Annotated in this window: 22 protein-coding genes and 1 pseudogene; 5 read left to right on the plus strand and 18 right to left on the minus strand. The window is 74.9% G+C overall.

What is annotated here, in order from left to right; all coding sequences use genetic code 11:
• Positions 1-3: 3 nt before the first annotated feature.
• The 6 genes and pseudogenes from ACIPYQ_RS25695 to ACIPYQ_RS25720 form a co-directional block, all read right to left on the minus strand.
• Positions 4-1,838, minus strand: a pseudogene (locus ACIPYQ_RS25695) (hypothetical protein).
• Complete coding sequence (locus ACIPYQ_RS25700) at positions 1,835-2,896, minus strand: ATP-binding protein (RefSeq protein ID WP_401255399.1); 1,062 nt, start codon at positions 2,894-2,896, stop codon at positions 1,835-1,837. Before ACIPYQ_RS25700 ends, ACIPYQ_RS25695 begins: the two are co-directional and overlap by 4 nt.
• Positions 2,897-3,000: 104 nt before the next feature.
• The gene (locus ACIPYQ_RS25705) at positions 3,001-3,450 is read right to left on the minus strand and encodes an SRPBCC family protein (protein ID WP_361761957.1); all 450 of its coding nucleotides are present in this window, start codon (positions 3,448-3,450) and stop codon (positions 3,001-3,003) included.
• 42 nt (positions 3,451-3,492) lie between these two features.
• Positions 3,493-4,917 carry an amino acid permease gene (locus tag ACIPYQ_RS25710; protein WP_401255403.1) on the minus strand — a complete coding sequence of 475 codons (1,425 nt, stop codon included), beginning with the start codon at positions 4,915-4,917 and terminating at the stop codon, positions 3,493-3,495.
• Positions 4,918-4,992: 75 nt separating this feature from the next.
• Positions 4,993-7,107, minus strand: a complete 2,115-nt coding sequence (locus ACIPYQ_RS25715) for a phage holin family protein (protein WP_401255406.1) — start codon at positions 7,105-7,107, stop codon at positions 4,993-4,995.
• 156 nt (positions 7,108-7,263) lie between these two features.
• Positions 7,264-7,668: a hypothetical protein gene (locus ACIPYQ_RS25720; RefSeq protein ID WP_401255409.1), complete on the minus strand. Its 405-nt coding sequence runs from the start codon at positions 7,666-7,668 to the stop codon at positions 7,264-7,266.
• Positions 7,669-7,786: 118 nt separating this feature from the next.
• Between ACIPYQ_RS25720 and ACIPYQ_RS25725 the strand changes: the two genes are divergently transcribed.
• The 3 genes from ACIPYQ_RS25725 to ACIPYQ_RS25735 all read left to right on the plus strand — a co-directional run bounded on the left by ACIPYQ_RS25725 (position 7,787) and on the right by ACIPYQ_RS25735 (position 9,749).
• On the plus strand, positions 7,787-8,563 hold the full coding sequence (locus tag ACIPYQ_RS25725; protein WP_401255412.1) for an MBL fold metallo-hydrolase: 777 nt from the start codon (positions 7,787-7,789) through the stop codon (positions 8,561-8,563).
• Complete coding sequence (locus ACIPYQ_RS25730) at positions 8,560-9,198, plus strand: DedA family protein (protein WP_401255415.1); 639 nt, start codon at positions 8,560-8,562, stop codon at positions 9,196-9,198. The genes ACIPYQ_RS25725 and ACIPYQ_RS25730 overlap by 4 nt, the downstream gene beginning before the upstream one ends.
• Positions 9,199-9,290: 92 nt before the next feature.
• The gene (locus ACIPYQ_RS25735; protein ID WP_401255418.1) at positions 9,291-9,749 is read left to right on the plus strand and encodes a MarR family winged helix-turn-helix transcriptional regulator; all 459 of its coding nucleotides are present in this window, start codon (positions 9,291-9,293) and stop codon (positions 9,747-9,749) included.
• Between the two features lie 65 nt (positions 9,750-9,814).
• On the opposite strand, the gene ACIPYQ_RS25740 is transcribed toward ACIPYQ_RS25735, so the two are convergent.
• The 4 genes from ACIPYQ_RS25740 to ACIPYQ_RS25755 form a co-directional block, all read right to left on the minus strand.
• Positions 9,815-10,117 carry a hypothetical protein gene (locus ACIPYQ_RS25740; protein WP_401255421.1) on the minus strand — a complete coding sequence of 101 codons (303 nt, stop codon included), beginning with the start codon at positions 10,115-10,117 and terminating at the stop codon, positions 9,815-9,817.
• Positions 10,114-11,406, minus strand: a complete 1,293-nt coding sequence (locus tag ACIPYQ_RS25745) for an MBL fold metallo-hydrolase (protein ID WP_401255424.1) — start codon at positions 11,404-11,406, stop codon at positions 10,114-10,116. Before ACIPYQ_RS25745 ends, ACIPYQ_RS25740 begins: the two co-directional genes overlap by 4 nt.
• A 76-nt stretch (positions 11,407-11,482) precedes the next feature.
• Complete coding sequence (locus ACIPYQ_RS25750) at positions 11,483-12,685, minus strand: aminotransferase class I/II-fold pyridoxal phosphate-dependent enzyme (protein WP_361762066.1); 1,203 nt, start codon at positions 12,683-12,685, stop codon at positions 11,483-11,485.
• A 137-nt stretch (positions 12,686-12,822) separates the two neighbouring features.
• The gene (locus ACIPYQ_RS25755; RefSeq protein WP_401255427.1) at positions 12,823-13,395 is read right to left on the minus strand and encodes a TIGR03086 family metal-binding protein; all 573 of its coding nucleotides are present in this window, start codon (positions 13,393-13,395) and stop codon (positions 12,823-12,825) included.
• Positions 13,396-13,596: 201 nt separating this feature from the next.
• Between ACIPYQ_RS25755 and ACIPYQ_RS25760 the strand changes: the two genes are divergently transcribed.
• A complete protein-coding gene (locus tag ACIPYQ_RS25760; RefSeq protein WP_401255430.1) occupies positions 13,597-14,415 on the plus strand; it encodes a methyltransferase domain-containing protein in 819 nt (272 codons plus the stop codon).
• 250 nt (positions 14,416-14,665) lie between these two features.
• On the opposite strand, the gene ACIPYQ_RS25765 is transcribed toward ACIPYQ_RS25760, so the two are convergent.
• The 3 genes from ACIPYQ_RS25765 to ACIPYQ_RS25775 form a co-directional block, all read right to left on the minus strand.
• Positions 14,666-16,633, minus strand: coding sequence for a DUF5107 domain-containing protein (locus ACIPYQ_RS25765; protein WP_401255433.1), 1,968 nt, complete (start codon positions 16,631-16,633; stop codon positions 14,666-14,668).
• An 88-nt stretch (positions 16,634-16,721) separates the two neighbouring features.
• Complete coding sequence (locus ACIPYQ_RS25770; protein ID WP_361761993.1) at positions 16,722-17,621, minus strand: arginase family protein; 900 nt, start codon at positions 17,619-17,621, stop codon at positions 16,722-16,724.
• Positions 17,622-17,625: 4 nt separating this feature from the next.
• On the minus strand, positions 17,626-18,204 hold the full coding sequence (locus tag ACIPYQ_RS25775) for a GNAT family N-acetyltransferase (protein ID WP_401255437.1): 579 nt from the start codon (positions 18,202-18,204) through the stop codon (positions 17,626-17,628).
• A 49-nt stretch (positions 18,205-18,253) separates the two neighbouring features.
• Here ACIPYQ_RS25775 and ACIPYQ_RS25780 point away from each other — a divergent pair, with 49 nt between their 5' ends.
• Positions 18,254-19,006 (plus strand): hypothetical protein, encoded by a 753-nt coding sequence (locus ACIPYQ_RS25780; protein WP_401255777.1) that lies wholly within the window; start codon positions 18,254-18,256, stop codon positions 19,004-19,006.
• A 283-nt stretch (positions 19,007-19,289) separates the two neighbouring features.
• On the opposite strand, the gene ACIPYQ_RS25785 is transcribed toward ACIPYQ_RS25780, so the two are convergent.
• The 5 genes from ACIPYQ_RS25785 to ACIPYQ_RS25805 form a co-directional block, all read right to left on the minus strand.
• Positions 19,290-21,308, minus strand: a complete 2,019-nt coding sequence (locus ACIPYQ_RS25785) for a prolyl oligopeptidase family serine peptidase (RefSeq protein WP_401255440.1) — start codon at positions 21,306-21,308, stop codon at positions 19,290-19,292.
• A gap of 13 nt (positions 21,309-21,321) precedes the next feature.
• Positions 21,322-22,683: a M20/M25/M40 family metallo-hydrolase gene (locus ACIPYQ_RS25790; protein ID WP_401255443.1), complete on the minus strand. Its 1,362-nt coding sequence runs from the start codon at positions 22,681-22,683 to the stop codon at positions 21,322-21,324.
• 1 nt (position 22,684) lies between these two features.
• Entirely contained in the window at positions 22,685-23,518 is an 834-nt protein-coding gene (locus tag ACIPYQ_RS25795) for a M55 family metallopeptidase (RefSeq protein ID WP_361762008.1), read from the minus strand.
• Positions 23,519-23,665: 147 nt separating this feature from the next.
• Positions 23,666-24,109 carry an SRPBCC family protein gene (locus ACIPYQ_RS25800; protein ID WP_361762011.1) on the minus strand — a complete coding sequence of 148 codons (444 nt, stop codon included), beginning with the start codon at positions 24,107-24,109 and terminating at the stop codon, positions 23,666-23,668.
• A 75-nt stretch (positions 24,110-24,184) separates the two neighbouring features.
• Complete coding sequence (locus ACIPYQ_RS25805) at positions 24,185-25,015, minus strand: hypothetical protein (RefSeq protein ID WP_401255447.1); 831 nt, start codon at positions 25,013-25,015, stop codon at positions 24,185-24,187.
• Between the last annotated feature and the right edge of the window lie 58 nt (positions 25,016-25,073).

Below are 25,073 nucleotides of genomic sequence, written 5' to 3' on the forward strand. Positions count from 1 at the left end.
CCGTCAGGCCAGTCGGAAGACGGGCCCTCGTGGGGTGAACGGCAGGGAGACGCCCTGCGGAACCAGATAGGCGTGCTCGCGCCGGATCCGCAGGGTGTCGCACCACCCGTCCGTGATCACCAGCACCGGGGCCCCGGGCGGGAAGTCCTCCGCCCGCTGCAGCAGGTCGATGCCCGGCTGCAGCACGGTCCCGCCGCGCCCCCGCACCCGGACGCGGCCCTGGGCTCGCCCAGAGATGGCAGCGGGCGGCAGATAGCCCGCGTCGTACGGCGCCGCGTCGCAGAAGACGACGCGTGCCGCCGGTACGTCGCGGGCTTCCGCGTACGAGGCGATGGCGCCCAGCGCCTTGCCGAGCAGGGCGGTGTCCATCGACCCCGAGGTGTCGAGCACCACACCGAAGGTGCACCGGGCGATCTCCTCCGGCGGGAAGTACCGGCCCGCGCGGGGGATGTCCGGGGTGGAGGCCTGGCGGCGCGCCGGGCGCGCGTAGGACCGTACGGCCTCCGGGCGCGGCACGAACTCGTCGAACCAGCGGGCGAGCCGGGCGTCCCAGGGGACGGGCGGGTGGGCGAGCGCCCGGATCTCCTCGACGAGGCCGGCGGGCAGCAGCCCGCGCTCCCCGTATCCGTGCAGGTCGAAGCCCTGGACCAGGCCGCGCCGGTAGAACTCGTCCAGGTCCGTGTACGGGCCGCTGCCCGGGTGGGCCAGCGGCTCGCCCAGGATGTCCCCGAGGCCCTTGCCGCGCAGGGTGGCGAGGCGGCGCAGGCGGCGCAGGTCGGTGGTGATCCGGTCGTAGACCTCCTCGACGGACAGGTCCCGCAGCGCGGGGTCGTGGAGCAGCCCTTCGGGCATCGTGCCGACGCCCATCTCCACGAGCCAGCCGTTGACCACGTAGTCGGCGGCGACGTTGTGCAGGTACGGGTCGCGGGCGCCGCAGCGCTCGCCGTGGCGCAGGGCGGCGTGCAGCATCTCGTGGGCGAGGACGAACCGCCATTCCTCGTCCTCGAACGTGCGCAGCGGGTTGATGTAGATCTCCCCGGCGGTGGCGCTGACGGCGGCGATGGAGATGTTCCGGTCACGGGCCAGTTCGGCGTCCGCGACGACGGTCAGTCCGGCGGCCAGCCCGCCGAGCAGCGGGTACGAGGAGACGAACCAGTTCAGCGCCCGGTCCCAGGGGCGGGTGCGGACCCGCTCTCCCGTGACCCGGTCGCGGCGGCCGCCGGCCACGTCCATGGCGGCGGAACGCTGCGGGTCAGGGCGTGCGCGAAGGCGGTCTCCCAGTCCGGGACCCCCGTGTTCTGCACTGCGTTCCAGGCCTCCAGGACCTGGTCGGGGTGGTCCCCGGCGGTGCCGCAGCGCTCGTAGGCGGCCGGGATGCCGTCGCGGCGCCAGCGAGTGGCGAGCAGTTCCTCGTCGCCGCCGGGGTACGCGGCGGGCAGGTGGTCCGGGGCCCGGCCGACGGGGAAGGTCAGCAGGAAGCGGTTGACGACGGCGCAGCGGGCGGCGATGTCGAAGCGGTCGGGCTGGGGGCGGTGCCGGTCGGCGGCGGCGGGTACGTGGCCGAAGCCGAGGTGGAGCAGGGCGTGGGCGATCGTCCAGGCCCATTCGGCGGGTTCGGCGCGCTTCGTGGGGTGGACGTGGATCCTGCCGTTGGAGGTCGCGACGGCCAGTCCCCCGGCCGGGTTGTCCGGGCACTTGGCCTGGCGGCAGATCGTGGCATCGACCGCGCCGAGGGCCGGGTTCCGCTTGACCAGGGTCAGGCCCTCGGTGAAGGCCTGGGTGGCCGGGTCGGCCTTGGCCTCCTTGCCCTTCCTGCCCCGCGGGCCGGTCCGGCTCACCGGCGGGCCTCGACCAGCCGGGGCATGTCCCGGGCGGCCTCGACCAGGAACCAGGCGGGCAGCACGGGCAGGCCGTCGGCGTCGTCGGCGATGACGGTCTGGGCCACCTCGACGGAGATCTCGGCGAGCTGGACGAGCAGCGACTTGAAGCGGTGCGCGGTCTGCCGCACGGCGGGCGAGACGTGTTCCTTCTGTGCCGGGAGTTCCTTGAGCAGCCGGCCGCGGAAGGACTCGGCGAGGTAGTACAGGAGATCGCGGTCGGCGGGGCGGGTGGGCCAGGAGGCGTCGCCCTTCATGATCGCCTCGATGCCGAAGGTGTGCCGGACGATCTTGGCGTAGCCGCAGAAGGAGACGGCGTGGGCGGGGGTGAGGGTGCCGTGCGCGATCACCTTCAGGGTCTGCTCGTCGAGCTCCGGCCCGAAGGAGTGCAGGGCGTCGGAGAGCATGTGCCAGGAGCGCGGGGTGGAGAAGGGCTCCTCGGTCTTGGGCGGCTGCGACCAGAGGTGGTCGGGGCGGTCGGTGAGGTGGTCGGTGATCCAGGGGTGGATGCCGTTCTCCCCCGCCCAGACGAGCCAGTCGCCGGCCGAGGCCTGCAGGTGGACGTGCGTCAGCCGGTTCACGAGCGCGGAGGCGATGGGCCGGGCGAGCGCGTTGTCCGTGGCCCGGTTGCCGGCGCCTATGACGATCGAGCCGGCGGGCAGCTCGTAGGAGCCGATCCGGCGGTCGAGGATCAGCGAGTAGAAGGCCTTCTGGACGTCGGGGCTCGCGGCGTTGAGCTCGTCGAGAAAGAGGCAGTACGGCTCGTCGCGGGCGATGGCCTCGGGCGGGCAGAAGACGGAGCGGCCGTCACGGATCTGCGGCACGCCGATCAGGTCCTCGGGGGCGAGCTGGGTGCCCAGCAGGCTGACGCACTCCAGGCCCAGCGAATCGGCGAACTTCCGTACGAGCGAGGACTTACCGATGCCCGGCGCCCCCCACAGGAACACCGGCCGGACGGTGGCGAGGCCGAGGAGCAGTTCGGGGATCTGGGCGGGAGTGACGGTGACGGCAGCCTGCACGGGCGCGGATGTCCTCGGGGGTTCGGGTGCGTGGTGCGCCCAGTGTGGGCACACCGCGCTCCCCCGGGCATCCGGTTTTTCGGGCCCGGCGCTCCCCGTGGCGGTCAGCGCGCGGAGTGCTCCAGCAGGTGCTTCAGCTTCTCCTCGCCGCGGGGCATCTCCTTGCGGACCATGGGCTTGACCACCAGCGGGACGAGGGCCCTGCCCATGCCGTGTCCCTCGAAGTCGACGGAGAGGGTGACGCGCGAGCGGGCCCCGCCGTCGAGGGGGTCGATCCTGCCCCGTACGTCCGGCCGGACCGGCCCGTCGACGCCGTGGAGGTGCCAGCTCCGCGGCGGGTCCATGGCCGTGTACTCCATCTTCGTGGGGATCCTCCGCCTGCCGATCTGCCGGGTGACGAGGACCTGGGAACCGACGTGGACGGGGAGGTCACCCATCGGAACCGCGGACACGGCGCTGTCCTGCCACTCCGGCAGGTGCGTGGGGTCCGTGATGTACGAGTAGACGTCCTCGGGCGTGCGGTCGATGTCGATGCTCTTGCTGATCGCGGACATAGCGACCCCTTGGAGCCCCCCTGAGTGGCCCCTCCCTCCAAATTACCCCGCGGGCGATTCGGTGGCGCGCTGCCTGCGGGCGGCCATGACGGCGTACACGAGGACGCCGGCGAAGAGGAAGAGCACGCCCTGGTAGACGGCCGCGTAGCCGGAGCCGGCGACCAGCCACATCGAGAAGGCGAAGGCCAGACAGGCGAGGACGGCGTCGCGGACCAGGCGGCCGGGCCGGACCCGCTCGGAGCGGCCAGAGGCCAGGAAGTAGATCTGCGCGGCAGTGGAGAGCAGGTACGGGACGGTCGCGGTGAAGGTGGTGACGAGGACCAGGACCTCGAAGACGCGCTGCGAGCCGGCCGTGTAGTTGTAGACGGTCAGCGCCGAGGCGAGGGCGACCGTGACGAGCACGCCGACCACGGGGACTCCGCGCTTCTTCGTCTCGAACACCTTCGGGAAGAGTCCGTCCTTCGCGGCGGCGTACGGGGTCTGCGCGCTGAGCAGGGTCCAGCCGTTGAGCGCGCCCGCCATCGAGATCACTGCGGCGCAGGCGACGGCCGTGCCGCCCCACGTGCCGCCGGCCCCTCCGTCTCCGGAAAACATGGCGTTGACGGCGTCGCTGAAGGGGGCCTCGGAGGAGACCAGCTCCTCGTGCGCGACCAGCCCGAAGACGGCGAGGGTGCCGAGCAGGTAGACGGTGGCGGCGCCGACGGTGCCGAGGATCGTGGCCCGGCCGACGTTGCGGGCCGGGTCGCGCACCTCGCCCGCGCTGACGGCGGCGGACTCGACGCCCAGGTAGCTGAAGAGCAGGATCGCGGCGGAGGCGGAGACGGCGCCGACCGCGCTCTGGCCGGTGGCCTGGAAGGGGCCGAGGTTGGCGGGGTCGAAGAAGAACAGCCCGCCCACGGCGACGAGCAGCAGCGGGGCGAACTTCAGCACGGTGGAGACCAGCTGGACGGCGCCGACGTACCGGGTGCCGGCCAGGTTGGCGAGCGCCGGGAGCCACTGCACGCAGAGCGCGGCCAGGCACATGGACCACTTGTGCGCGCCGACGGCGGGGAAGAGCACGGCGAGGTAGCCGACGGCGGCCACCGCGAGCGCGGCGTTGGAGACCCAGGTGGTGATCCAGTAGCTCCAGGCGGCGAGGAAGCCGGCGAAGTCTCCGAAGGCGGCGCGGGCGTAGACGTACGGGCCGCCGGTCTGCGGGTGCCGGTGGGCGAGGCGGCCGAAGACGAGGGCGAGGGCGATCGCGCCGAGGGTGAGCACGGCGAAGGCGACGAGGCTGATGGTGCCGAAGGGGGCCACCGAGGCGGGGAGGAGGAAGATCCCGCCGCCGATGATGTTGCCCATGACCAGGCAGGTCGCGACGGGAAGGCCGAAGCGGCGCTCGCCCTGCGGGCGGGGCTCGCCGGTCCCGGTGACGGGTACCTGGGCCGGGGCCTGCGCCGGGGGCGAGGTGGTGATCGTGCTGGTCATCGGTGGTGCGCCTCTGGGTGTCTCACATGCTGGGCAGGTCGACACATGCTCGGCCACCGCACGGGCGGTACCAAATCAGCGCGTTTCGTCCGGTGCGGGCACCTGGACGGAAGGAAGGATTCCGCTGTGGGCCGTCTCCGGCCGGGGATCTTCCACCGGCCCCGGCCGCAGGCCGAGCGGGACCTGCGGGCCGTCCGCCTCCCGGAGCCAGCGCCGCAGTACGCCGTGCACCGCCTCCGCGCCCACCGGCTCCTCGCCCGGGTCCGACAGCTGCGTGGGCCACATCAGGAACGGGTGCCCCTGCTCCCCGCCCAGCCCGCCGTGCGAGCCGATCTGCTCCTCGAAGGCGTGCACCGCGCCGGTGTCCGGGTCGTACGCCGAATTCACCATGACGTCGGCCACGTGCGGGAAGGCGTCGGTCCGGCGGACGGCCTGCGCCGCGCCCGGGCCGAAGGGGGACAGCAGCTCCTCCGCCTCGCCGGGCACGTCTAGGCGGGCCACCGCGCCGCCCGGGCCCAGCACCACCCCGTCCACCAGCAGGAAGCCCACGCCGGGATGGTTCGCCAGCGTCGCCAGCAGGGCGGGGTGCGCGCGTTCGACGCGCTCGCGCGAGGCCCGGCCGGGGACGTCCGGGAAGGAGATCAGGGCGAGGTTGCCCGACGCGAGCACCACCGGGTCGGAGCCCGGACCCGGACGGGCCTCCTCCCCCTCCTCCACCGGCCGGTGCAGGGCCGCGAGCACGGCCGCCCGGGCCTCGGCCCCGCTGCGGGTGCGGCCGGCCCGGCGGGAGACCGGCAGCCCGCAGCCCGCCCGGACGAGGTCCTTCAGGGTCAGCCCGTAGCGGTTCAGGAAGGTCTCGCCCGGGCTCTGGCCGTGGTCGGAGAGCAGCACGATCCGGTACTCCCGCGGGGCGTGCTCGGCGACCCGGGCGATCAGCGCGAGGCTCCGGTCGAGGCGCGCCAGCACCCGGTCGGTGTCCCCGCCGCGCGGGCCCGAGTGGTGCGCGACCTCGTCGTAGGCGACCAGGTCGGCGTAGACCGCGGCGCGGCCGGCGAGCATGTCGCCGATCACCGCCGCGACCACCACGTCCCGTTCGACCACGGTCGCGAAGGCCCGGATCAGCGGGTACAGCCCGCCGCGCGCCACCCGCGGCCGGTCCCCGCGGATCCGGGCCCGCAGCGACTGGCCGATCTCCCGGACCACCTCGGCGACGAAGGACACGGCCGTGCGGACGGCGTTGGCCGGATCGGAGAAGTACGCGAAGTAGCCCGAGCGGGAGCGGTTCGCCCGGCCCCGGCGGGCCGATACCGAGAGCACGAGCGCCAGTTGGTCGGCGCCCCCGCTGAACAGGTTGCCCCGGCTGGCCCCGTCGAGCGTGAGCAGTCCGCCGTCCCCGGTGCGCGCGACGGCCCGCCGCTGCAGCTCGGCGGCGCTGGTGGGCCGGTTGCAGACCATCACCTCGCCGGTGTCCTTCTCGTACCAGCGGAAGGCGGGCACGTCGAAGTTGGAACCGTGCAGGATGCCGAGCTGGCTGGCGCCGGTCTGGCTCGACCAGTCCGTGCGCCAGGGCGTGATGCGGTGGCTGCGGTCCAGCCAGTCGGCGACGGTGGGCATCAGTCCGCTGCCGCACGCCCCGCGCAGCACCTCGTACCCGACCCCGTCGAGCTGGAGGAGGACCAGGCCGGGCGCGGCCTCGCCGGCGCCGGGCCCGCCCGCCCCGGGCTGCCTGCGGCGGCGGCGGTCGGCGAGCCGGTAGAGACGGCGCCGGTACGCCTCGTCGTCGCGCACCGCGAGTGCGGTGGAGGTCGCGGAGGCCACCGCGGACATCACGGCGGCCACGACCACCGCGGTCTCGGGGGCCGCCTCGCCCCGCCAGGCGGGGATCAGGCTGAGCGCTATGAGCAGGAGCGAGCCGTTCAGGAAGAAGACGAGCAGCCCGAGGACGAGGGCGGGCACCAGCAGCAGGGCCCGTACGAGCACGGGCCAGACGACCGCGCTCAGCAGGCCGAAGGCCCCTGCGCCCCAGGCCGCGGTCAGCGCGATCTGGGTGATGCTGTCACCGTCGTCGGACTGGAGCCGGAAGTCCGGCAGGATCCCGGCCAGGGCGAGCATGGTGAGGGTGGACACCGCCCAGACCAGGACCACCCGCACCAGGGCGCTGCCCGTGGTCCGCCACCGTCCCCGCCACACGCCGCCACCTCCCGCGAGCCCCGTCCCGCCTTCCAGGCTCGCACAGCCGGGCCCGGGCGGCCGGGCGACACGGAGGGCGCACCGGAGTGCGGAGGGGGCCGGTGGACCGGCGGTGCTTGTCGGCGAAGGGGCAGCCGGTGGACCGGGGGGGGCCGGTCAGGTGCCGTCGTATCCGGCGGTCGGCATGGACAGCCGGCGGTGCACCTCGGCCTTCATCGCGGAGGTGTACTGCGGCTCCTCGGCCCCGGCGGTCTCCAGGCGTACGCCGCGCCGCTCGCACTCGGCGGTGAACTCCTCGACGGAGCTCAGTGCGCGGGCGAGCACCCGGTGGTTGGCCGCGACGAAGAGGTCGACCTGCCCGGCGTCGACGTCGGACCAGAGCCCGCAGTGGTCGGCGCGCAGCCCGTAGAAGAGCAGCTGCTTCGTGACGACGTAGCCCCGGTCGGCGGCCCAGCGCGCGCACATGGCGTGCTGGCCGCGGGTGTCCACGGCGAAGGGGTCGGCGTCCAGGTCTTCGAGCGGGGCCAGGCTGGCGATCGCGGCCACGCGCAACTCTTCCATGCCGCCGGACCCTACTCCGATCCGCCCCCGGAGAGGAGGGGCCCGGCACTTCCGGTTCCGGGCGGATCCGCGGGGCAGCCTCTAGGCTCGTGGACGAGGTGCGAGGGAGGGAGGGCCGGTGCCGGTGGAGATCACCTGGTGGGGCCATGCCACGTGCACCGTCGAGGACTCCGGGGTCCGGCTGCTGACGGACCCGCTGTTCGCGCGGCGGCTCGCGCACCTGCGCCGGCGGCGCGGGGCGGTGCCCCCGCCCGAGGCGGCGGTGGCGGACGTGGTGCTGGTGTCGCACCTGCACGCCGATCATCTGCACCTGCCGTCGCTGGCGCGGCTCGCGCCCGGCACCCGGCTGCTGGTGCCGCGCGGGGCGCGCCGGGCGGTGCCGGGGCTGGCGCGCGCCGCCGGGCTGCGCGGGCTGTCGGTGACGGAGCTGGTGCCGGGCGAGGAGGTCGCCGTACGGGAGGGCGTACGGGTGCGGGCGGTCAGCGCGCGGCACGACGGGCGGCGGCTGCCGTTCGGGCCGCACCTCGCGCCGGCGCTCGGGTACGTGGTCCAAGGCGCGGCCCGGACCTACTTCGCCGGGGACACCGGGCTGTTCGACACGATGGCGGAGGAGGTCGGGCCGGTGGACGTGGCCCTGCTGCCGGTGGGCGGCTGGGGCCCGTACCTGGGCCCGGGCCACCTGGATCCGGGGCGGGCGGCGCAGGCGCTGGCCCGGCTCGCGCCCGCGGCGGCGGTGCCGGTGCACTACGGGACGTACTGGCCCGTCGGGATGGACGCGGTGCGACCGCACGAATTCCACGCGCCCGGCGAGGAGTTCGAACGGCACGCCCGGCAGCTGGCGCCGAAGGTGGCCGTACGGGTACCCGGGCACGGCGAGCGGGTGCGGCTGCCGTGACCTGGCGCGAACTCACGGCGGCGGCCGGTCAGGTGCCGCCGGAGACCACCCAGCAGGCGGTGGGGTACCCGGCGTTGTTCGTGCTGGTCGCGCTCGGCGCGCTGGTCCCGGTGATCCCGACGGGCGCGCTGGTGAGTTCGGCGGCGGTGGTGGCGTTCCATCACCAGTCGCCGCCGTACGGGGTGCTGCTGGTGGTCGCGGTGTCGGCACTGGCCGCGTTCACCGGGGATCTGGCGCTGTACTGGCTCGGGCAGCGCGGGGTCCGGTCGCGCAACGGCTCGCGGTGGCTGGCGGCGCTGCGCGGACGCGCCACGCCCGAGCGGCTGGAGCAGGCGCGGACCAAGCTGGACGAGCACGGGGTCATGGTGCTGGTGGTCTCCCGGCTGGTGCCGGCGGGCCGGATCCCGGTGATGCTGGCCTGCCTGCTGGCGCAGATGCCGCTGCGCCGCTTCGCCCGCGGCGACGCCCCGGCCTGCCTGGCCTGGGCAGCGACGTACGGCCTGATCGGCATCCTGGGCGGCTCGCTCTTCTCGGAGCCGTGGAAGGGCGTGGCCCTGGCGGTGGGCCTGACCCTGCTGATCAGCGCGGCGCCGGCCCTCCGGCGCCGGCTGCGGGCCCGGCGGGAGCGGCCGTAGGACTCTGGACATCAAGTGCACTTGAGTTCCTAGGCTCTTGCTCACCGGGCGATCTCGAACGGCGCTTGAACAGCGAACGGAGCGGATTCACCATGGAGTACTCGCACGACGACGCCGAACTGATCCAGCAGCCCATCGGCTACTGGAGCTGGGCCGCCTACGACGCGGTCGTCACCCGCACCCGCGGCGCGCTCGCCGGGATCGGCACCACCCAGCCCCAGTGGTGGGTCCTGGCCCAGGTGGCCCAGGCCCCGGAGGCGAAGTCCCGCGAGGAGGTGACCGGGATCCTGCAGGGCTATCTCGCCGTGGGAGGGGCGATGGTGGCCGAGGAGATCGACACGACCATCGCCCGGGGCTGGATCACGCAGGACGCCGGGGGCCGCCTCGGGATCACCTCCGAGGGGCGGGAGCTCTTCGAGAAGGCCGCGGCCCTGCAGAAGGAACTGTGGGCCGAGCGGCACGCCGGCATCTCGGACGAGGAGTACCTGACCACCCTCAAGGTGCTGCAGCGCTTCATCCACAACACGGGCGGCCAGGCCTGGCACCACTAGGAAGCAGGGCCCCGGCCTTGAGCAGCCTGTCCGGCACTCCGTCCCGCAGGTGGGCGAGGGCGTCCTCAGCGGACCTGGATGCCCGCGCCGTACGGCTTGCCGCCGCTGTGGCAGATCGCCGTGCTCGTGGTGCCCACGCGCCGCCACGTCGGGTCGTACACCGTGTAGTCCCGTGCGAGGAGCCGGTCGCACCGGGTGTAGACGCGGAACTCCCCGGTTCCGTTGGTGCACGTTCCCGCGGCGGTGGTGCTGGACTTGTACCAGGTGCTGCAGTCGTACGGATCGGCGGCGGCCGGGGTGGCTCCCGCGACCGCGAGGCCGATGCCCAGAGCCGTCGAACTGATCAATGACACAACGCGTTTCATCATGGTTCGTCCCCTCCTGATACCCGGTGGCTTCGGGATCCGTATCCCCCCTCCACGGCCGGGCATGCGCGGCCTGCCCCTCGATCTCCCGCGGCCTCCTGGTCGGGCAGGGTGCGGGAGGCGCCGATCGGGAGGTCCCAGAGGTGGTCGCGGGGCAGCCCGGCACGGGACCAGGCGGCCCGGGTGCGGTGCAGGGGTTCCATGACCGGTTCGGCGGAGAGCACGAAGGTGGCCCAGTGCATGGGCGCCATCCGCAGGGCCCCGAGGTCGAGGCAGGCCCGGACGGCCTCCTCCGGGTCGGCGTGCACGTCGCTGAGCCACCAGCGCGGGGCGTAGGCGCCGACCGGCAGGAGGGCGAGGTCGATGCCGGGGTGGCGGCGGCCGATCTCGCCGAACCAGTGGCCGTAGCCGGTGTCGCCCGCGAAGTAGAGCTTCCGCGGCGCCGGACTGAGGGTGTCGGTGAGGATCCAGCCGCCCCACAGCGACCGGCAGGTGTCGATCAGGGACCGCTTCGACCAGTGGTGCGCGGGGACGAACTCGAAGCGCACGCCGTCCAGTTCGGCCGATTCCCACCAGTCGAGGTCGGTGACCCGGGTGAAGCCGCGGCGGCGGAACCAGCCGGCGAGGCCGGCCGGGACGAACAGGGCCGTGTGCCGGGGCAGCCGCTTGAGCGTGGGGGCGTCGAGGTGGTCGTAGTGGTTGTGGCTGATCACCACCGCGTCCACCGGCGGCAGGTCCTCCCAGCACACCCCGACGGGGGTCATCCGGGCCGGGGTACCGAGGATCCGCCGGGACCAGACGGGGTCGGTCAGCACCGTCAGCCCGCCGGTCCTCACCACCCAGCTGGCGTGCCCGGCCCAGGTGACGCAGACCGTGCCGAGGGGCGCGGCGGGCAGCGGGGCCGGCGCGTACGGCAGGTCGGGGATGCCGTGCAGCCCTTCGGGGCGGGGCCGGAAGGCACCCTCCCGGGCGAGCCGGGCGAAGGCGCGGACGCCGGGGAGCGGGGTGGTCAGCCGGTCCGCGAAGGAGCCGGGCCAGCGGCGGTGTTCGCCGAGCGGGCGCGGGGCGGACCTGCTCTCGGGCTCCGGCGGCGCGGGGGGCGGCGCCGGCGTCGGCGGTGCCGCTTCCGGTGCCGGTTCCAGTGCTGGTGCCTGTGCCGGTTCCGGTTCCAGTGGCGGTGCCGGTTCCGGGCGCGGCACGGGCCGCCGGGCGACGGCGGGCCGGGCCGGCGCCGTGGACGCGGAGGCGGGTGCAGGGGCGGCGGCGGGGGCGGCGTCCGTCCGGTCCCTCATCGAGCAGTCTCCGTTCACCGGGTCGGGGCGGTCGGATCAAGTGCACGGTCGGGGTGCACGGGGGCGGGTCGGAAGGTCAGGCCAGCCCGGCCAGGACCGATCCGAGCAGGTCGAGGGAGCTCCGTACGTGCGGGAGCGCGAGCGGATCGCGGGCGGTGAGCGCGGCCAGCCGCTCCTCCGGAGTGGCGCCCAGCAGCGGCCCGGTGGACAACCTGACCCGCAGCGCGCCCAGTTCGTCCGCGAAGCGCTGCCCGCCGGGCGTCGGCGCGCCGAGCCGGCCGCCGAGCCAGTCCTCCAGTTCCATGGCGTCGCCGACCCCGTGCCGGGCGAGTCCGGCGCGCAGCGGGGTGAGGTCGGCGTAGAGGTGCCGGCCGGCCTGCGGGGGCCGGGCCAGCGCCCCGGCCGCGAGGAGTTCGCGGTGCGCGGCGGCGGCCACCGCGCCGTGCAGGGCGGCGGCCGCGTAGGCGCGTCCGGTGACGGCGTCGGGTTCGTCGAGGGCGTGTGCGGCGGCGCCGGCCACGGGTCCCGCGACCATCGCGCCGGTGGCGGTGAGGACGTCGAGGGTGCGGGCGCGCAGCCAGGTCCCGCGCGCGGTGCCGGGGAAGCGCACCACGGCGGCGGGCCAGCCGGCGGGCAGCAGGGCGCCGGACAGGTCGACGAGGACGGCCGCCTGTTCGGGGAGCATCTCGGCGGGGCTCAGGACGAGGGTGTCGTGGGGCCGGTGGACGGTGTCGCGCCAGCTCTCGTCGCTGACGACGAACAGCCCGGCGGACTCGGCGGCCTCGCAGGCCTCGCGCAGCATCTCGGGCGGCGGCACGGTCGCGGTGGGATCGTCGGCGACGGACAACAGCAGCACCCGCGGGTCGCCGCCCTCGGCGCGCACCCGCCGTACGGTCTCCAGCAGCGCGTAGGGGTCGGGTACGCCGCCGCACTCGGCCGGGGTCGGCACGTGGTAGGCCCGCCGTCCCAGCAACCGGACCTGTGGGGTCCACCAGGCGGGACAGGGCCGGGGCAGCATCACATCGCCCCCGTACGCCCCGAGCAGGGCGAGGAGCAGCGCGGGAGCGCCTGGTCCGGCGGCGACGTTCTCCGGGGAGGTGGCGAGCCCGCGCCGCCCCCAGTGCCGGCAGGCGGCCTCGCGCACGGCGGCCCCGCCGCCCGGGGGCTCGGGGGCGGCGCGCCCGGCGGCCGCGGCGAGGACGGAGATCAGTTCGGGCAGCACGGGCAGGCCGGGCTGGGGTGCGGGCGGGCCGTACCGGACCGGGCCGCGGCCCTCCATCGCCGTGCGCTGCGTCCCCGCCACGGTGCCGCCTTCCACCCTCGTCCTGCCACGCTCCGGTGGCCCCGACCCTGGTCCTGACCTTTATACGATTATTTAGCCCCTGATGCCCGTTACCGGGCTGCCGGTTCCAGGCGTCAGCCCTTCCTCCCCACCAGCCCGAGCAGCCTGGTCTGCGCGTTCGCGCCCGCCGGCACCTCCAGTGGCGCCGCGTACATGCCGCTCGCCGCGAGTCCGTCGGCGTACGGCATGACCTCCTTGATGGAGAACTCGACGAGGCCGTCCGGCAGCCGGTCGTCGGCGCCGATGCCCCGGGCGAGGTCCCAGGTGTGCACGACGCAGTCGGCGGTCAGCTCCGAGCAGTACGCCGACCCGAGCGCGGGCCCGTACGAGAGGCGCACGGTCCGGTCCAGCGCGCCGGAGGCGGCGAAGGCGGCGTGCGCGGCGGCCGAGGCCCTGTCCCAGGCCGCGACCGGGTCGTCGCCCAGCACGTCGCCGGAGAACGCGTCGCCGAGCTCCTCGACGGTGCGGCCCTCGGTGACCAGCGGCGGGATCCAGAGCTGCTCGCCGGTGACGTGGTTGACCAGCTCCCGCACGTTCCATTCCGCACACGGGGTCGGCGCGTCCCACTGATCGCCCGTGACGGCCCGCACCCGTTCCCCGAAGAGCCGCAGCGCCTCGGCGTGCTGTTCGAGCAGCGTCTCCGGCATGGCCCTCACCGTCCTCCACCATGGGCACGTTCCCCCAGGAGCCACTCTCCTCGCACCCGCATTCCCCTGCCACCGACCTGCCACCGACCGGCCCAATCCCCGTGGTACACAAGGCTGATGTCCACATGTCAAAACACCGATCTCAGATGACGAACTGATCCCTTACGGTGGGTCCCACGCTTCGACGAGGAGGGTCCGGCCATGAACGCCGCCAAGGAAACCGCCGTCTACACCCACGGCCACCACGAGTCGGTCCTGCGCTCGCACCGCTGGCGCACCGCCGAGAACTCCGCCGCGTACCTGATCGGCGAGCTGCGCCCGGGGATGTCCGTCCTGGACGTCGGCTGCGGGCCCGGCACGATCACCGCGGACCTGGCGCAGCTGGTCGCGCCGGGCGGCCGGGTCACCGCGGTCGACGCGGCACAGGACGTGGTCGAACAGGCCCGGGCGCACGCGGCGGAGCGCGGGGTGAGCGGCATCGAGTTCGGCACGGCGGACGTCCACGCGCTGGACTTCCCGGACGACTCCTTCGACGTGGTCCACGCCCACCAGGTGCTGCAGCACGTGGGCGACCCGGTCCAGGCGCTGCGCGAGATGCGGCGGGTGTGCCGGCCGGGCGGGATCGTGGCGGCGCGCGACGCCGACTACGCGGCGATGACCTGGTACCCGGCGACGCCGGGCCTGGACGAATGGCTGAGCCTGTACCGGCGCGTCGCCCGCGCGAACGGCGGCGAGCCGGACGCGGGGCGCCGGCTGCGGGCGTGGGCCCGGGAGGCCGGCTTCACGGACGTGACCTCGTCGGCGACGGCCTGGTGCTTCGCCACCCCGGAGGAGGCCGCGTGGTGGTCGGCGCTGTGGGCGGACCGCACGACGGCCTCCTCGTACGCCGCCCTCGCCACCGGCGGCGGCCACGCGACCGGCGCCGACCTGACCGCTGCCGCGGAGGCCTGGCGCGCGTGGGGCGCGGCCCCCGACGCCTGGTTCTCGGTCCTGAACGGCGAAATCCTCTGCCGCGCCTGACCCACGCCTCAAACGCCGGCGAGGCTGAAAGAACCGGGGCTCCGCCCCGCACCCCGCTCCTCAAACGCCGGAGGGGCTGGATTTTGGCCGGCGTCAGCCTGCAGCCTCCGCCCGGAGGCGAAGAGGGGCGCTCCGCGCCTTCCCAACCCTGCGGACACGTGCAGGCTGACGCCGGCACATTCCAGCCCCGCCGGCGTTTGAGGCGCGGGGTCTGGGGCGGAGCCCCAGCGGCGGTGGCGCGGCCTGGCCTTTAGCCCGGGGGCCGCATGCGGAAGTCGTAGTGGGGTGGCAGGGGGCGGGCGGTGAGGGTGGACCAGGCTTCGGACAGGGTCTCCTCGCCCTCCCGGAGGTCCGGGATTTCGAAGCCGTCCTCGAAGACGCGCCGTGCCGCGGCCACATGGCCTTCCGCCGCGAGCAGCCGCGCGGCGAGGAGCCGGAAGCGGCCCCGTTCCCGCAGGGCCGGCCGGAGCCGGTCCCAGACGCGGCGGGCCTCCGGGAGGCGGCCGGCGGCCAGCAGGGCCGTCATCGCCTCGCAGCCCAGCGCGGCCTCCGCCGGGGCCCACGCCTCGCCGCCGCGGCTCTCCCCCGCCAGGTCGTCGAAGGCCGCCGCGTACCCGTCGGCGGCCCGCGCCGGATCCCCGGCCAGCGCGTCCGCCACCGCCAGGCACCTCAGCAGCGGCCAGCGCGACGGCGCCAGCGCCAGCCCGCGCTCCCAGCTCCGTACGGCCTGCGCCACGTCCCCGGCGTGCCACTGGGCCACGCCCAGGTGGTACTCGGTCAGCGGGTCCGCGGGAGCCGTCTCCAGCATGTCCCGCCAGTGCGCGGCGACCAGGCTCGGGCCCGGCGGGACCACCCGCCGCGCGGCGGGGAGGGCGCCGGTGCGCCACAGCTCCAGCCACGGGGCCTGCTCCTCGCCGAGGGTGGACTCCGCGAAGGGGGTGCCGGGCAGTTCGAAGCCCCCGCACATCACTTCCAGCGCGCCCCACCCGGAGCCCTCCGCGAGCCGTTCGCCCGGTTCCGTGTCGGCGCACTCGCGCCACGCCTTGTACGCCGTCTCCACCCGCTCCGCCGGGAGCGCCCGCGCCAGCGCGTGCTCGGCCGCGCCGCGCGCCGCCGCCCAGTCGGCCCCGTGCACCGCGGCGGGTTCCGCGGCCAGCGGCCCGTACGCCTCCAGCCAGCTGAACTCCCCGCCGCCCTCCAGCCGTACGTGCTCCAGCTGGGTGCGGGCGAGCCCGGCCTGGATCTCCGCGTAGCCGCCCGTGCCCGGCTCGGTGAGCCACTCCTGCCAGCGCCGGCCGCCGCCGCCCGCGCCCCAGACGAACAGCTTGCGCCCGCGCAGCCGCCCGGTGGAGGTCTGCGCGAGCCCCTGCCCGGCCGCGTCCAGCGAGGCGATCCAGGGGCGGGTCCCGGGCTCGACCTCGTAGAAGAAGTCGGCCGGGTACTCGCTGCGCAGCGGGTACGTGCGGTCCGCGCCCTCCCACTCCGGTACGGGGATGCGGCGCAGCGCGCGCTCGTACCCGAAGTGCCAGGCCTCGTCGGCGGGGGCGAGCACACGGGTGCCCTCGTCCTCGGGGACGGCGATGTTGGACCACCAGTACACGGGCGCGGGCCGCTCGTGCGGGTTGCGCACGCGGACGCCGACGTAGAGGAACTCCGACTCCGCGGGCAGCCACAGGTCCACCTGGAAGGGCAGGTCGCGCAGGCGTTCCCACTCCCACAGCCGGACCATCGCGCCCCCGTCCGGGGCGGGGACGAGCGCGGCGTGCAGCGGGGCGCAGGAGAGGGTGGTGTGGCCGGTCGCGCCGATGTTCCACTCGATGCCGCCGGAGAACCAGGCCCCGTTCAGCGCGAAGTTGGCGGGCTGGAACACCGGGTTGCGGTAGAGCAGTTCGCGTCCCGTCGGCAGGTGCACGAGCGAGTGGACGCGCCCGCCCAGCTCCGGCAGCACGGTGACCCGCAGGTGCTCGTTCTCGATGACGATCGACTCGAACTCCCGCTCCGACCGCTCCCGCCGGTACCCGTCCCGGATCCGGACGGGCAGCAGGGACCGCAGCGGCTCGTACCCGATCTGCCGTGCCATGTCGCGCGGCAGCCCCGCGCGTGCGCGCTCGTCCAGGTCGTGCACTTCGTCGGGCGCGCGCAGGGCGGGCAGGGGGTTCTCTGCGCCCAACGGGGCTGCGGGAAGGGTCAGTGCGGCGCGGCGGACGGTGGTGGCCATGGGGAAATGGAACACGCCACGGCGGCCGGTGCACAGGGGTTCCGCGGATCACCACCGGTCAGGATTACGCAAAGGTCTGCGCGAGGGATCACCGGAAGGCGCCCGCGACCAGGTCGGCCAGCAGGGCTCCCGCGCGCCCGTCCGGGTCCAGGTCCGGGTCGTAGATGGTGACGTTGATCCCGACGCAGCGCGGCGAGCGCACCAGCACGCCGAGCAGTTCGGCGAGTTCGTCGGGGACCAGCCCGCCGGGGTCGGGGCTGTCCACGGCCGGCATGACGGACGGGTCCAGCACGTCGGCGTCCAGGTGCACCCAGAATCCGGCGGTCTCCGGCGGGTGCAGCCCCTCCAGCGCCGCCCGCGCCACCGGTCCGGCCCCGCGCTCGCGGATCTCCCCGACGGTGGCCGCGGAGATCCCGGCCGTGCGCAGCTCCGCGAGGTCAGGGTCGCCGTCCCGCAGGCCGAAGAGCCGTACGTCCTGGTCCCGCAGGTACGGGGCCCGCCCTTCCAGGTCGGCGAGACCGGCCTGGCCGCGCCCGGTGGAGAGGGCGAGCTCCTCGCCGCCGGCGGCGCCGACGGGCCCGTTCACCGCCTCGTTGCCGGGGTGGCGGAAGTCGGCGGAGCCGTCGATCGCGGCCAGCCCGTACCGGCCGATCCGGCGCATGGCGAGGGCGGCGCCCAGCTGGATCGAGCAGTCGCCGCCGAGGACGACGGGGAACTCCCCGGCGCGCAGGTGGCGTTCGATCCGGTCGGCGAGCGTGACGGTGTAGGCGGCGAGGGCTTCGGCGTGGAACACGCCGTCGCCTTCCCGCCAGTCGCCGCGGTCGTAGCGCGGCGGGACCACCACCCCGCCCTCGCGTGCGCCGAGGCGGGCGAGGAGGCCCTGTTCGCGCAGGGCCCCGGCGAGCTTGTAGACGCCGGGTACGGTGCCGGGCGCGGGCGGGCGCAGGCCGAGGTTGGACGGGGCGTCGAGGAGCACGAGGGTTCGCATGCACTCATCCTGTGCGACGGGCCGCCTCCGGGGGCGGCATTTCGGCGGTGACCGCCCAGCGCTCGTGGTCGCGCCAGGCCCCGTCGACGTACAGGAAGTCGGGGGAGAGTCCTTCCAGCCGGAAGCCGGCGCCCCGCACGAGGGCGATCGAGGCGGTGTTGCCCGGCTGGATGTTGGCCTCCAGCCGGTGCAGTCCGAGGCCGTCGGCGGGCTCGGGGGCGAAGGCGTGGGCGAGGACCAGCCCGAGGGCCTCGCGGAACAGGCCCCGCCCGGCGGCGTGCGCGAAGGCCCCGTAGCCGAGGGCTCCGCACTGGAAGGCCCCGCGCACGATGTTGTTGACGTTGACGAAGCCGGCGATGGCTCCGGTCTCCCGCTCGCAGACGAGGAACCCGGCGCGGCCCTCGCCGTCGATCAGCCGGGCCGCGTAGGGCTCGTACTCCTCGATGGTGGCGGGCGGGGCCAGCCACGGGTGGTGGAGCTCGCGGCTCTCGTGCGCGCGTGCGGTGAACTCGGGCCCGTCGGCGAGCCGGAAGGGGCGCAGGGCCACGCGCTCGCCCTCCCGGAGGTAGGTCGAAAAGGTCATCGCCCCAGGCTAGGCCTGTGACACCATCACCGGCGTGATCAAGGACGAGATGAGTACGACGCTGCGGCGGGCCGCGCTGAACAACGCCGAGTGGTGCGACGCGGTGTGCGCGGCGCACGGCCTGTCGCCCCAGTACGACGACGAGTACCTGTGGCTCAGCACACGCCGGACCCCGCCGCTGTATCCCGATGCGGTGACCCTGGACGCGGAGGTCTCGGCGCAGACCGTCCTCCAGCGGATCGACACGGACTCCCCCGGCTGCTCGGTGAAGGACAGCTTCGCCCGCCTGGACCTGGCCGGGGACGGGTTCGAGGTGCTGTTCGAGGCGCAGTGGATCCACCGCCCGGCCGGGGCCCCGCTTCCGGAGGCGGCCCCGTCCGGCCTGGAGTGGTCCGAGGTGACCGGCGCCGGGGAACTGGCGGCCTGGGAGGCCGCCTGGGACGGCGAGGAGAGCACGGGGCTGTTCCGGCCGTCCCTGCTCCGCGAGGGCATCGTCTTCCTCGCGGGGCGCGCCGCGGGGGACGCCGGGGGGCGGATCGTCGCCGGGGCGGTCGCGAGCACCGGCGGCGGGGTGGTGGGCGTCTCCAACCTGTTCGCCCGCGACGGCGCCACCGCCGACGCGGCCTGGGCGGGCGTCCTCACCGCGATCGCCGCCCGCCGGCCGGACCTGGACGTCGTCGGCTACGAGGGCGGGGCCGACCTGGACAGCGCGGTCCGCAGCGGTTTCACCGCCATCGGCCCGCTACGGGTCTGGCTCCGCACGAGCGAACGCACCCACCACCTGCGCAGCAGGGCCGAATAGGCCGGCGGTCCCACGACTTCGCACCCGGGCGGCCGTGCGCCCTCGGCCGCCGCGGATGGCACGGCCCCGCGGCGGTCCGAGCGGGGCGGCCCCATCGCGGCGGGCCGAGCGGGCCGGCCTCCTCGCGGCGGTCCGGCGCGTACCACCGCTTTGGCTGCCTGCGGCGGCGGTGTACGCCTGCGGCTGCTCCGCGGCCGTCGTCGCGGCGGTCGCGGGCTCGCACCGGGCTCCCAACTGCTCGGCTCCGCCCGGTGCAGGGAACCCCGCCCGCCCGGCCGGCTGCTCAGGCCTGCAGTGGCAGGCGGGGGACGTCGGTGCGGGGGATGCCGAAGACCTGGGCGTACAGCGACAGTTCGGCCTCCAGCGCCCGGATCATGGTGTCCGCCCGCCGGAAGCCGTGGCCCTCGCCCGCGAAGGCCACGTATGCGTGCGGCACCGGCCGGCCCCGCAGGGCGGCCAGGAAGCGTTCCGCCTGGGCCGGCGGGCAGACCGCGTCGTCCAGGCCCTGGAGCAGGACGAACGGCGCCGTGATCCGGTCGGCGCGGGCCACCGGGGAGCGCTCGCGGCCGAGCACGGTGAGGGTCTGCGGCGGCCCCGCCAGGCTCTCGACGTAGCGGGACTCCAGGTCGTGGGTCTCCTCCGCGAAGCCCCGCAGGTCCAGCACCGGGTAGATGATCGCGGCGCAGGCGTACAGGTCGGTGGCGGCCAGCGACGCCGCCGCCGTCCAGCCGCCCGCACTGCCCCCGCGGATGGCGAGCCGGGCTGGGTCGGCGGTGCCCTCGGCGGCCAGCGCCCGGGCCACCGCCGCGCAGTCCTCCACGTCCACCACGCCCCACTGCCCGCGCAGCCGCTCCCGGTAGGCGCGGCCGTAGCCGGTGGACCCGCCGTAGTTGACCTCGACCACGCCGATGCCGCGCGAGGTGAAGTACGCGATGTGCAGGTCGAGTACGGGCGGCACGTGGTCGGTGGGGCCGCCGTGCGCCCACACCACGTACGGGGGCAGTTCGTCGGCAGCGGCCCGGCAGGCCGGGTGGTGCGGAGGGTAGACGTGCGCGTGGATCTGGCGGTTGTCGGGGCCGAGGAAGGTGCGGCTCTGCGGCTCCGGGTAGTACGCCGGGTCCACCGGGTCCACGCCCTGCGCGCCGATCACCCGGGCGTGCCCGGTCGCGGTGTCCAGCTCGACGACCTCGTACGCGCTGCGCGGGCTGGCGGCGACCCCGTAGACACGGGTGCCGTGCACGGCGAGCGTCGGCTGCCAGGCCGTCCACGGCCCGGCCGCGTCGACCAGGTCGCCGCTCTCGGCGTCCAGGATGCCGAGCACCGTGGAACCCTGGCCGTGCAGCACGGCGAGGAGTCCTCCCCCGGCGCGTTCGGCCCGGGTGCCGCCGTCGGGCAGGGGGGCGAGCCAGCGCAGTCCGGGTTTCCACAGCGGGCCGCCGAACTCCTCTTCCCTGGGGCACAGGTTGACGGCCGCTCCCGTCTCCGGGTCCACCCGGTACGGGTTCCACCAGCCGCCGCGGTCGCTCACCGCGAGAAGGGTTCCGCCGGCCGTCCAGTCCACCTGGGCCACGGATTCCTCGGGTCCGCCGAGCACGGTACGGACCCCGGTCAGCCTTCCGTCCGCGGTGACCTCGGCCAGCTTCAGTTCGGTGCCGTCCCAGGGCATCCGGGGGTGGTCCCACACCAGCCAGGCCGCGCGCCGGCCGTCCGGGGACAGCCGGGGGCCGGTGGTGAACCGGTGCCGGCCGTCCGTCAACTCCCGTACGGCCGTACGGTCTTCCGCCGCCGACCCGTCGAGCGGTACGGCGGCCAGCACCCGGCGCACGTCGGTCGGCGCGGGCCCGGTGAACTCCTCCAGCACGCACCAGACCTCACCGCCGCGCAGCACCGGATCGGCCCAGCGCAGTCCGCCGCCGGTCACGGAGAGGGGGGTGAGGGGCCGTGGTTCCGGGGCGCCGGACGCGTCGGGCTCGTACGCGTACAGCCGCTGGTCGGCGAAGTGGACGAAGACCAGCAGGGGCCCGCCGGCGGGCCGTTCGGCCCCGGCCCAGGGCAGCCCGCCGTACTCGGTGACCCGGCTGCGCACGTTCCACGGGGCGGGCAGCTCGGTGAACTCGGCGTCTCCGTCGGCGAGTCGGCGGCGCACCAGGGTGCGACGGCCGGCCTCGCGCGGCCGGGGCTCGGTCCACCACACCTCGGGGCCGACCGTGCCGACGTACTCGGGCCGTCCGTCGAGCGCGGCGGCGAGCGAGGCCTCGATGGGCGAGGGCCAGCTTCCGTACGGCCGGGTCGGCGCCGCCATCACCGGGCCCCGCTCACAGGGACCGCAGCGCGTGGTCGAGGACGCGGACACCGAAGTGCAGGGCTTCGACGGGGACCCGCTCGTCCACGCCGTGGAAGAGGGCCCAGTAGTCGAAGCCGGGCGGCAGCTTCAGCGGGGAGAAGCCGTATCCGGTGATGCCGAGGCGGGAGAACTGCTTGGCGTCGGTGCCGCCCGCCATGCAGAAGGGCACCACGTGCCCGTCCGGGTCGAACCGCTCGACGGACTCGCGCAGGATCCCGAACGTCCGCCCGTCCACCGGGGCCTGGAGGGAGACCTCCCGGTGGTGGAACTCCCAGTGCACGTCGGGGCCGGTCAGCTCGTTCAGGGTGGCGGTGAACTCGGCTTCGCCGCCCGGCACCGTCCGCCCGTCGACGTAGGCGGTGGCGTGTTCGGGGACCACGTTGAGCTTGTAACCGGCGCTCAGCATGGTCGGGTTGGCGCTGTTGCGCACGGTCGCCTCCAGCAGGGCGGCGGCCGGGCCGAGCTTGCCGAGGACCGTGTCGAGGTCGAAGCCGGGCCGGCGCGGGTCGACCGACAGGTCCTGCAGTGCCGCGAGTTCGGTGATGCAGGCGGTGACGGTGTCCGTGAGCCGGACCGGCCACTCGTACTCGCCGATCCGTGCGACGGCGGCGGCGAGCCGGCTGACCGCGTTGGCCTTGTTGGGCTTGGAGCCGTGCCCCGCGGTGCCGCGCGCGGTCAGTTTCAGCCAGGCCGTGCCCCGTTCCCCCGCGGCGATCGGGTAGAGGGCCCGGCCGCCGGGGCCGGTGTGCACGGTGAAGGCGCCGGACTCGCTGATGCCCTCCGTGCAGCCCTCGAAGAGGTGCGGGTGCCGCTCCGCGAGGAAGCCCGACCCGTCGACCGCGCTGTCCTCCTCGTCGGCGGTGTAGGCGATCACGATGTCCCGCCGCGGCTTCACTCCGGCGCGCGCCCAGGCCCGTACGACGGCCAGCACCATCGCGTCCATGTTCTTCATGTCGACGGCGCCGCGCCCCCACACCACTCCGTCGCGGATCTCGCCGGAGAAGGGGTCCACGGTCCAGTCGGCGGCCTCGGCGGGCACGACGTCGAGGTGGCCGTGGACGAGGAGGGCCTCGGCGGTGGGATCGGCGCCCTCGATCCGGGCGACGACGTTGGTACGGCCCGGGGTGCGCTCCAGCAGGACCGGTTCCAGGCCGGCCGCGGCGAGCCGCTCGGCGACGTATTCGGCGGCGGGGCGCTCGCGGCAGTCGCCGCCGCCCCGGTTGCTGGTGTCGATCCGGATGAGGCCGGAGGTGAACTCGACGGCCTCGTCGAGGGCCGCTTCGTCAACGGCGCCGCCGGCCCCTGCGGGTGCCCCGTCATTCATTGCGTGCATGTCAGCCATACTGCTCCTCCACGGCCGCCGAGACGACCGTCGTGACCGCCTTGAAGGCACGGATCCCCTCGTACATCGTCTCGCTGGTGTAGGCGACCCTGCGCTCCCCGCACCGCTCCACGCCCGGGACCACCGTCGCGGCCATGGCCAGGTGCTCGGCGTCGAACTCCAGCTCCACGGTGAACGGGCCGGCGCCGACCGGCTCGTGCCGCACGGCCAGGGCGGCCGCCTCCTTGGCCGCGGCCCGGATGTCGGCGGCGGTGCGGGCGGGGGTCCGGCAGACGGCGGCGTAGCGCGAGACGTGGTCCTTGACCGCGACGGTCACCGCGTCCGGGGCGTAGCCGGCGGCGTCGACGCAGGTCAGGTCGTCGCCGGTGACGAGGACAACGGGGACGCCGTACTCGGCGACGACGTGGGCGTTGAGCAGCCCCTCGCTGGCGCGCACCTCGTTGACCCAGACCCCGGTGATGGAGTTGGCGAGGTAGGTGTGGGCGAGGACGCCCTCGGTGCCGGCGCCGGTGTGGTAGCCGACGAAGGCGATGCCGTCGACGTCGCCGTGCTGGACGCCCTCGACCATGGAGAGGGTCTTGTGGCGGCCGGTGAGCATCTCCGCGCGGGCGTCGAGCCGCTCCAGGAGGAGGTTGCGCATGGTCCAGTGCGCCTCGTTGATGACGACCTGGTCGGCGCCGCCGTCGTAGAAGCCGAGCACGGCGGCGTTGACGTCGGAGGTGAACATCGACCGGCAGCGCTCCCACTGCGGGGTGCCGGGCAGCACGTCGGCGGGCCAGGTGACGCCGGTGGCGCCTTCCATGTCGGCGGAGATGAGGATCTTCATCGGGCCCCCGTGCGGTCGGATGCGCAGGGCCCCACACTAACCGCCGCGCCCCTCCCCGCCCCGGGGCCACGCCAGGCTCCCGCGGGCCGGTTCGGTTCACCCGATCCGGTGAGGCCGTGTGCCCGGCCCCACCGGCAACGGCGTGGCTCAGGCTTCGACTTCGGCGGCCAGCTTCTCCAGCACGCTGTCGTAGATGCGGCCGAGGCCCTTGGGCGCGAAGGTGCGCTCGAAGAAGCCGCCGATGCCGCCGGCGCCGTTCCAGACGGTGGTGACGACGGCCTTGGACTTGCCCTCGCCGGCCGGGGTGACCACCCAGGTGGTGACCATGGAGGAGTTGCGGTCCTTCTCCACGAGCTGGCCGTCGGTGGGCTCGGTGACCTCGAGCAGGCAGTCGCGCACGCGCTTGCTGGTGGCCTGGAGCTTCCAGTGCACGAGGGTGCCCTCGCCGTCGCCGCCCTCGCGCACCTCGTACTCGCTGAAGTGCTCGGGCAGCAGCTTCTGCCGGGTTCCGCTGTAGTCCGCCAGCGTGTCGAAGACCGTCTCCGCGTCGGCTCCGATGATGCGCTCCGTGGTGGCCTCGACCTGCGCCATGCCTGTTCCTCCAGCAGTTGTGTCCGCTCGTCACGGCGAAGCCAACCACCTCCGGGGCGGTGGCCCAAATCCGGCTCAGACGTGGCAGCGGACGGACACGAGGAGCGTCTCGTCCGGCAGCCCGGCGAGGTGGGCCGTGGTGCCCAGCGGCCCGGGGGCCGACGGCGGGGTGTGCGGACAGGTCGCGGGGTCGTCGCAGGCGCCGTGCACGGGCCGGCTCCCCTCCTCCCACCACCAGCCGTCGAGGGTGAGGAGGTTGCCCGGCCCGGTGGCGCGTGCGGCCTCGCGCGCGACGAACTCCTCCCGGGAGCGCTCGCCCAGCCACCGGCGGGGGTCGGCGGCGTCGAGGAGCGCGAAGCGGAACTCCTCGTCCGCCGGGTCGAGCGACAGCCCGGCGGCCCACTCGCGGAAGGCCGCGGCGGGGGTCTGCGCGAGGTACGCGGCGTGGGCGGCCCGCCACCGCTCGGTGTGGACGTCCGTGCCGACTCCCGGCGGCCGGGCCGGCCGGTACTCCTCCCACGGCCGGCCGAGCGGGTGCTCGCGGAGCAGGTCCTGCCAGCCGTCCCAGACCGTGCCGGCGAGCCGGACGGCCCGCTTCCGGGCGTCGCCCACGACGAGCAGTCCCCGCGGGCCGCCCGCGCACCAGCCGGGCCGGCTCGGCTCCCGCGAACCGTCCGGGTACGGCTGGGCGTGAACGATCCGGGGATCCGCCTCGTGGCCCGGCCGGATGCGGTGGCCGCACCCTTCGGCGCCGCCCGTGATCCGCCAGTGGTCCCAGATCCACAGGTCGTCGGAGTACGGGCGGGGCCCCTCGATCCGGAAGGGCTCCATCGCCTCCGCGATCGCTTCCTCCAGCCGGTCCCGGGCTCCGCCCGGAAGGCACACCGTGAGTCTGTATCTCGCCATGGGGCGCAGCCTCGCACGCCCGCCACCGCTCCGACCAGCGGATATCCCGGTCCGCACG

Origin of the sequence: Streptomyces sp. NPDC090045 (assembly GCF_044747975.1) — a bacterium.
GTDB lineage: Bacteria > Actinomycetota > Actinomycetes > Streptomycetales > Streptomycetaceae > Streptomyces.

Coding starts and splice junctions, on each gene's coding strand:
- ACIPYQ_RS25790 (WP_401255443.1), bottom strand. CDS start 22,683: ATGCACGCAATGAATGACGGGGCACCCGCAGGGGCCGGCGGCGCCGTT.
- ACIPYQ_RS25750 (WP_361762066.1), bottom strand. CDS start 12,685: ATGGAGGGCCGCGGCCCGGTCCGGTACGGCCCGCCCGCACCCCAGCCC.
- ACIPYQ_RS25710 (WP_401255403.1), bottom strand. CDS start 4,917: ATGACCAGCACGATCACCACCTCGCCCCCGGCGCAGGCCCCGGCCCAG.
- ACIPYQ_RS25795 (WP_361762008.1), bottom strand. CDS start 23,518: ATGAAGATCCTCATCTCCGCCGACATGGAAGGCGCCACCGGCGTCACC.
- ACIPYQ_RS25735 (WP_401255418.1), top strand. CDS start 9,291: ATGGAGTACTCGCACGACGACGCCGAACTGATCCAGCAGCCCATCGGC.
- ACIPYQ_RS25780 (WP_401255777.1), top strand. CDS start 18,254: ATGAGTACGACGCTGCGGCGGGCCGCGCTGAACAACGCCGAGTGGTGC.
- ACIPYQ_RS25740 (WP_401255421.1), bottom strand. CDS start 10,117: ATGATGAAACGCGTTGTGTCATTGATCAGTTCGACGGCTCTGGGCATC.
- ACIPYQ_RS25800 (WP_361762011.1), bottom strand. CDS start 24,109: ATGGCGCAGGTCGAGGCCACCACGGAGCGCATCATCGGAGCCGACGCG.
- ACIPYQ_RS25705 (WP_361761957.1), bottom strand. CDS start 3,450: ATGTCCGCGATCAGCAAGAGCATCGACATCGACCGCACGCCCGAGGAC.
- ACIPYQ_RS25765 (WP_401255433.1), bottom strand. CDS start 16,633: ATGGCCACCACCGTCCGCCGCGCCGCACTGACCCTTCCCGCAGCCCCG.
- ACIPYQ_RS25720 (WP_401255409.1), bottom strand. CDS start 7,668: ATGGAAGAGTTGCGCGTGGCCGCGATCGCCAGCCTGGCCCCGCTCGAA.
- ACIPYQ_RS25805 (WP_401255447.1), bottom strand. CDS start 25,015: ATGGCGAGATACAGACTCACGGTGTGCCTTCCGGGCGGAGCCCGGGAC.
- ACIPYQ_RS25745 (WP_401255424.1), bottom strand. CDS start 11,406: ATGAGGGACCGGACGGACGCCGCCCCCGCCGCCGCCCCTGCACCCGCC.
- ACIPYQ_RS25785 (WP_401255440.1), bottom strand. CDS start 21,308: ATGGCGGCGCCGACCCGGCCGTACGGAAGCTGGCCCTCGCCCATCGAG.
- ACIPYQ_RS25760 (WP_401255430.1), top strand. CDS start 13,597: ATGAACGCCGCCAAGGAAACCGCCGTCTACACCCACGGCCACCACGAG.
- ACIPYQ_RS25775 (WP_401255437.1), bottom strand. CDS start 18,204: ATGACCTTTTCGACCTACCTCCGGGAGGGCGAGCGCGTGGCCCTGCGC.
- ACIPYQ_RS25770 (WP_361761993.1), bottom strand. CDS start 17,621: ATGCGAACCCTCGTGCTCCTCGACGCCCCGTCCAACCTCGGCCTGCGC.
- ACIPYQ_RS25755 (WP_401255427.1), bottom strand. CDS start 13,395: ATGCCGGAGACGCTGCTCGAACAGCACGCCGAGGCGCTGCGGCTCTTC.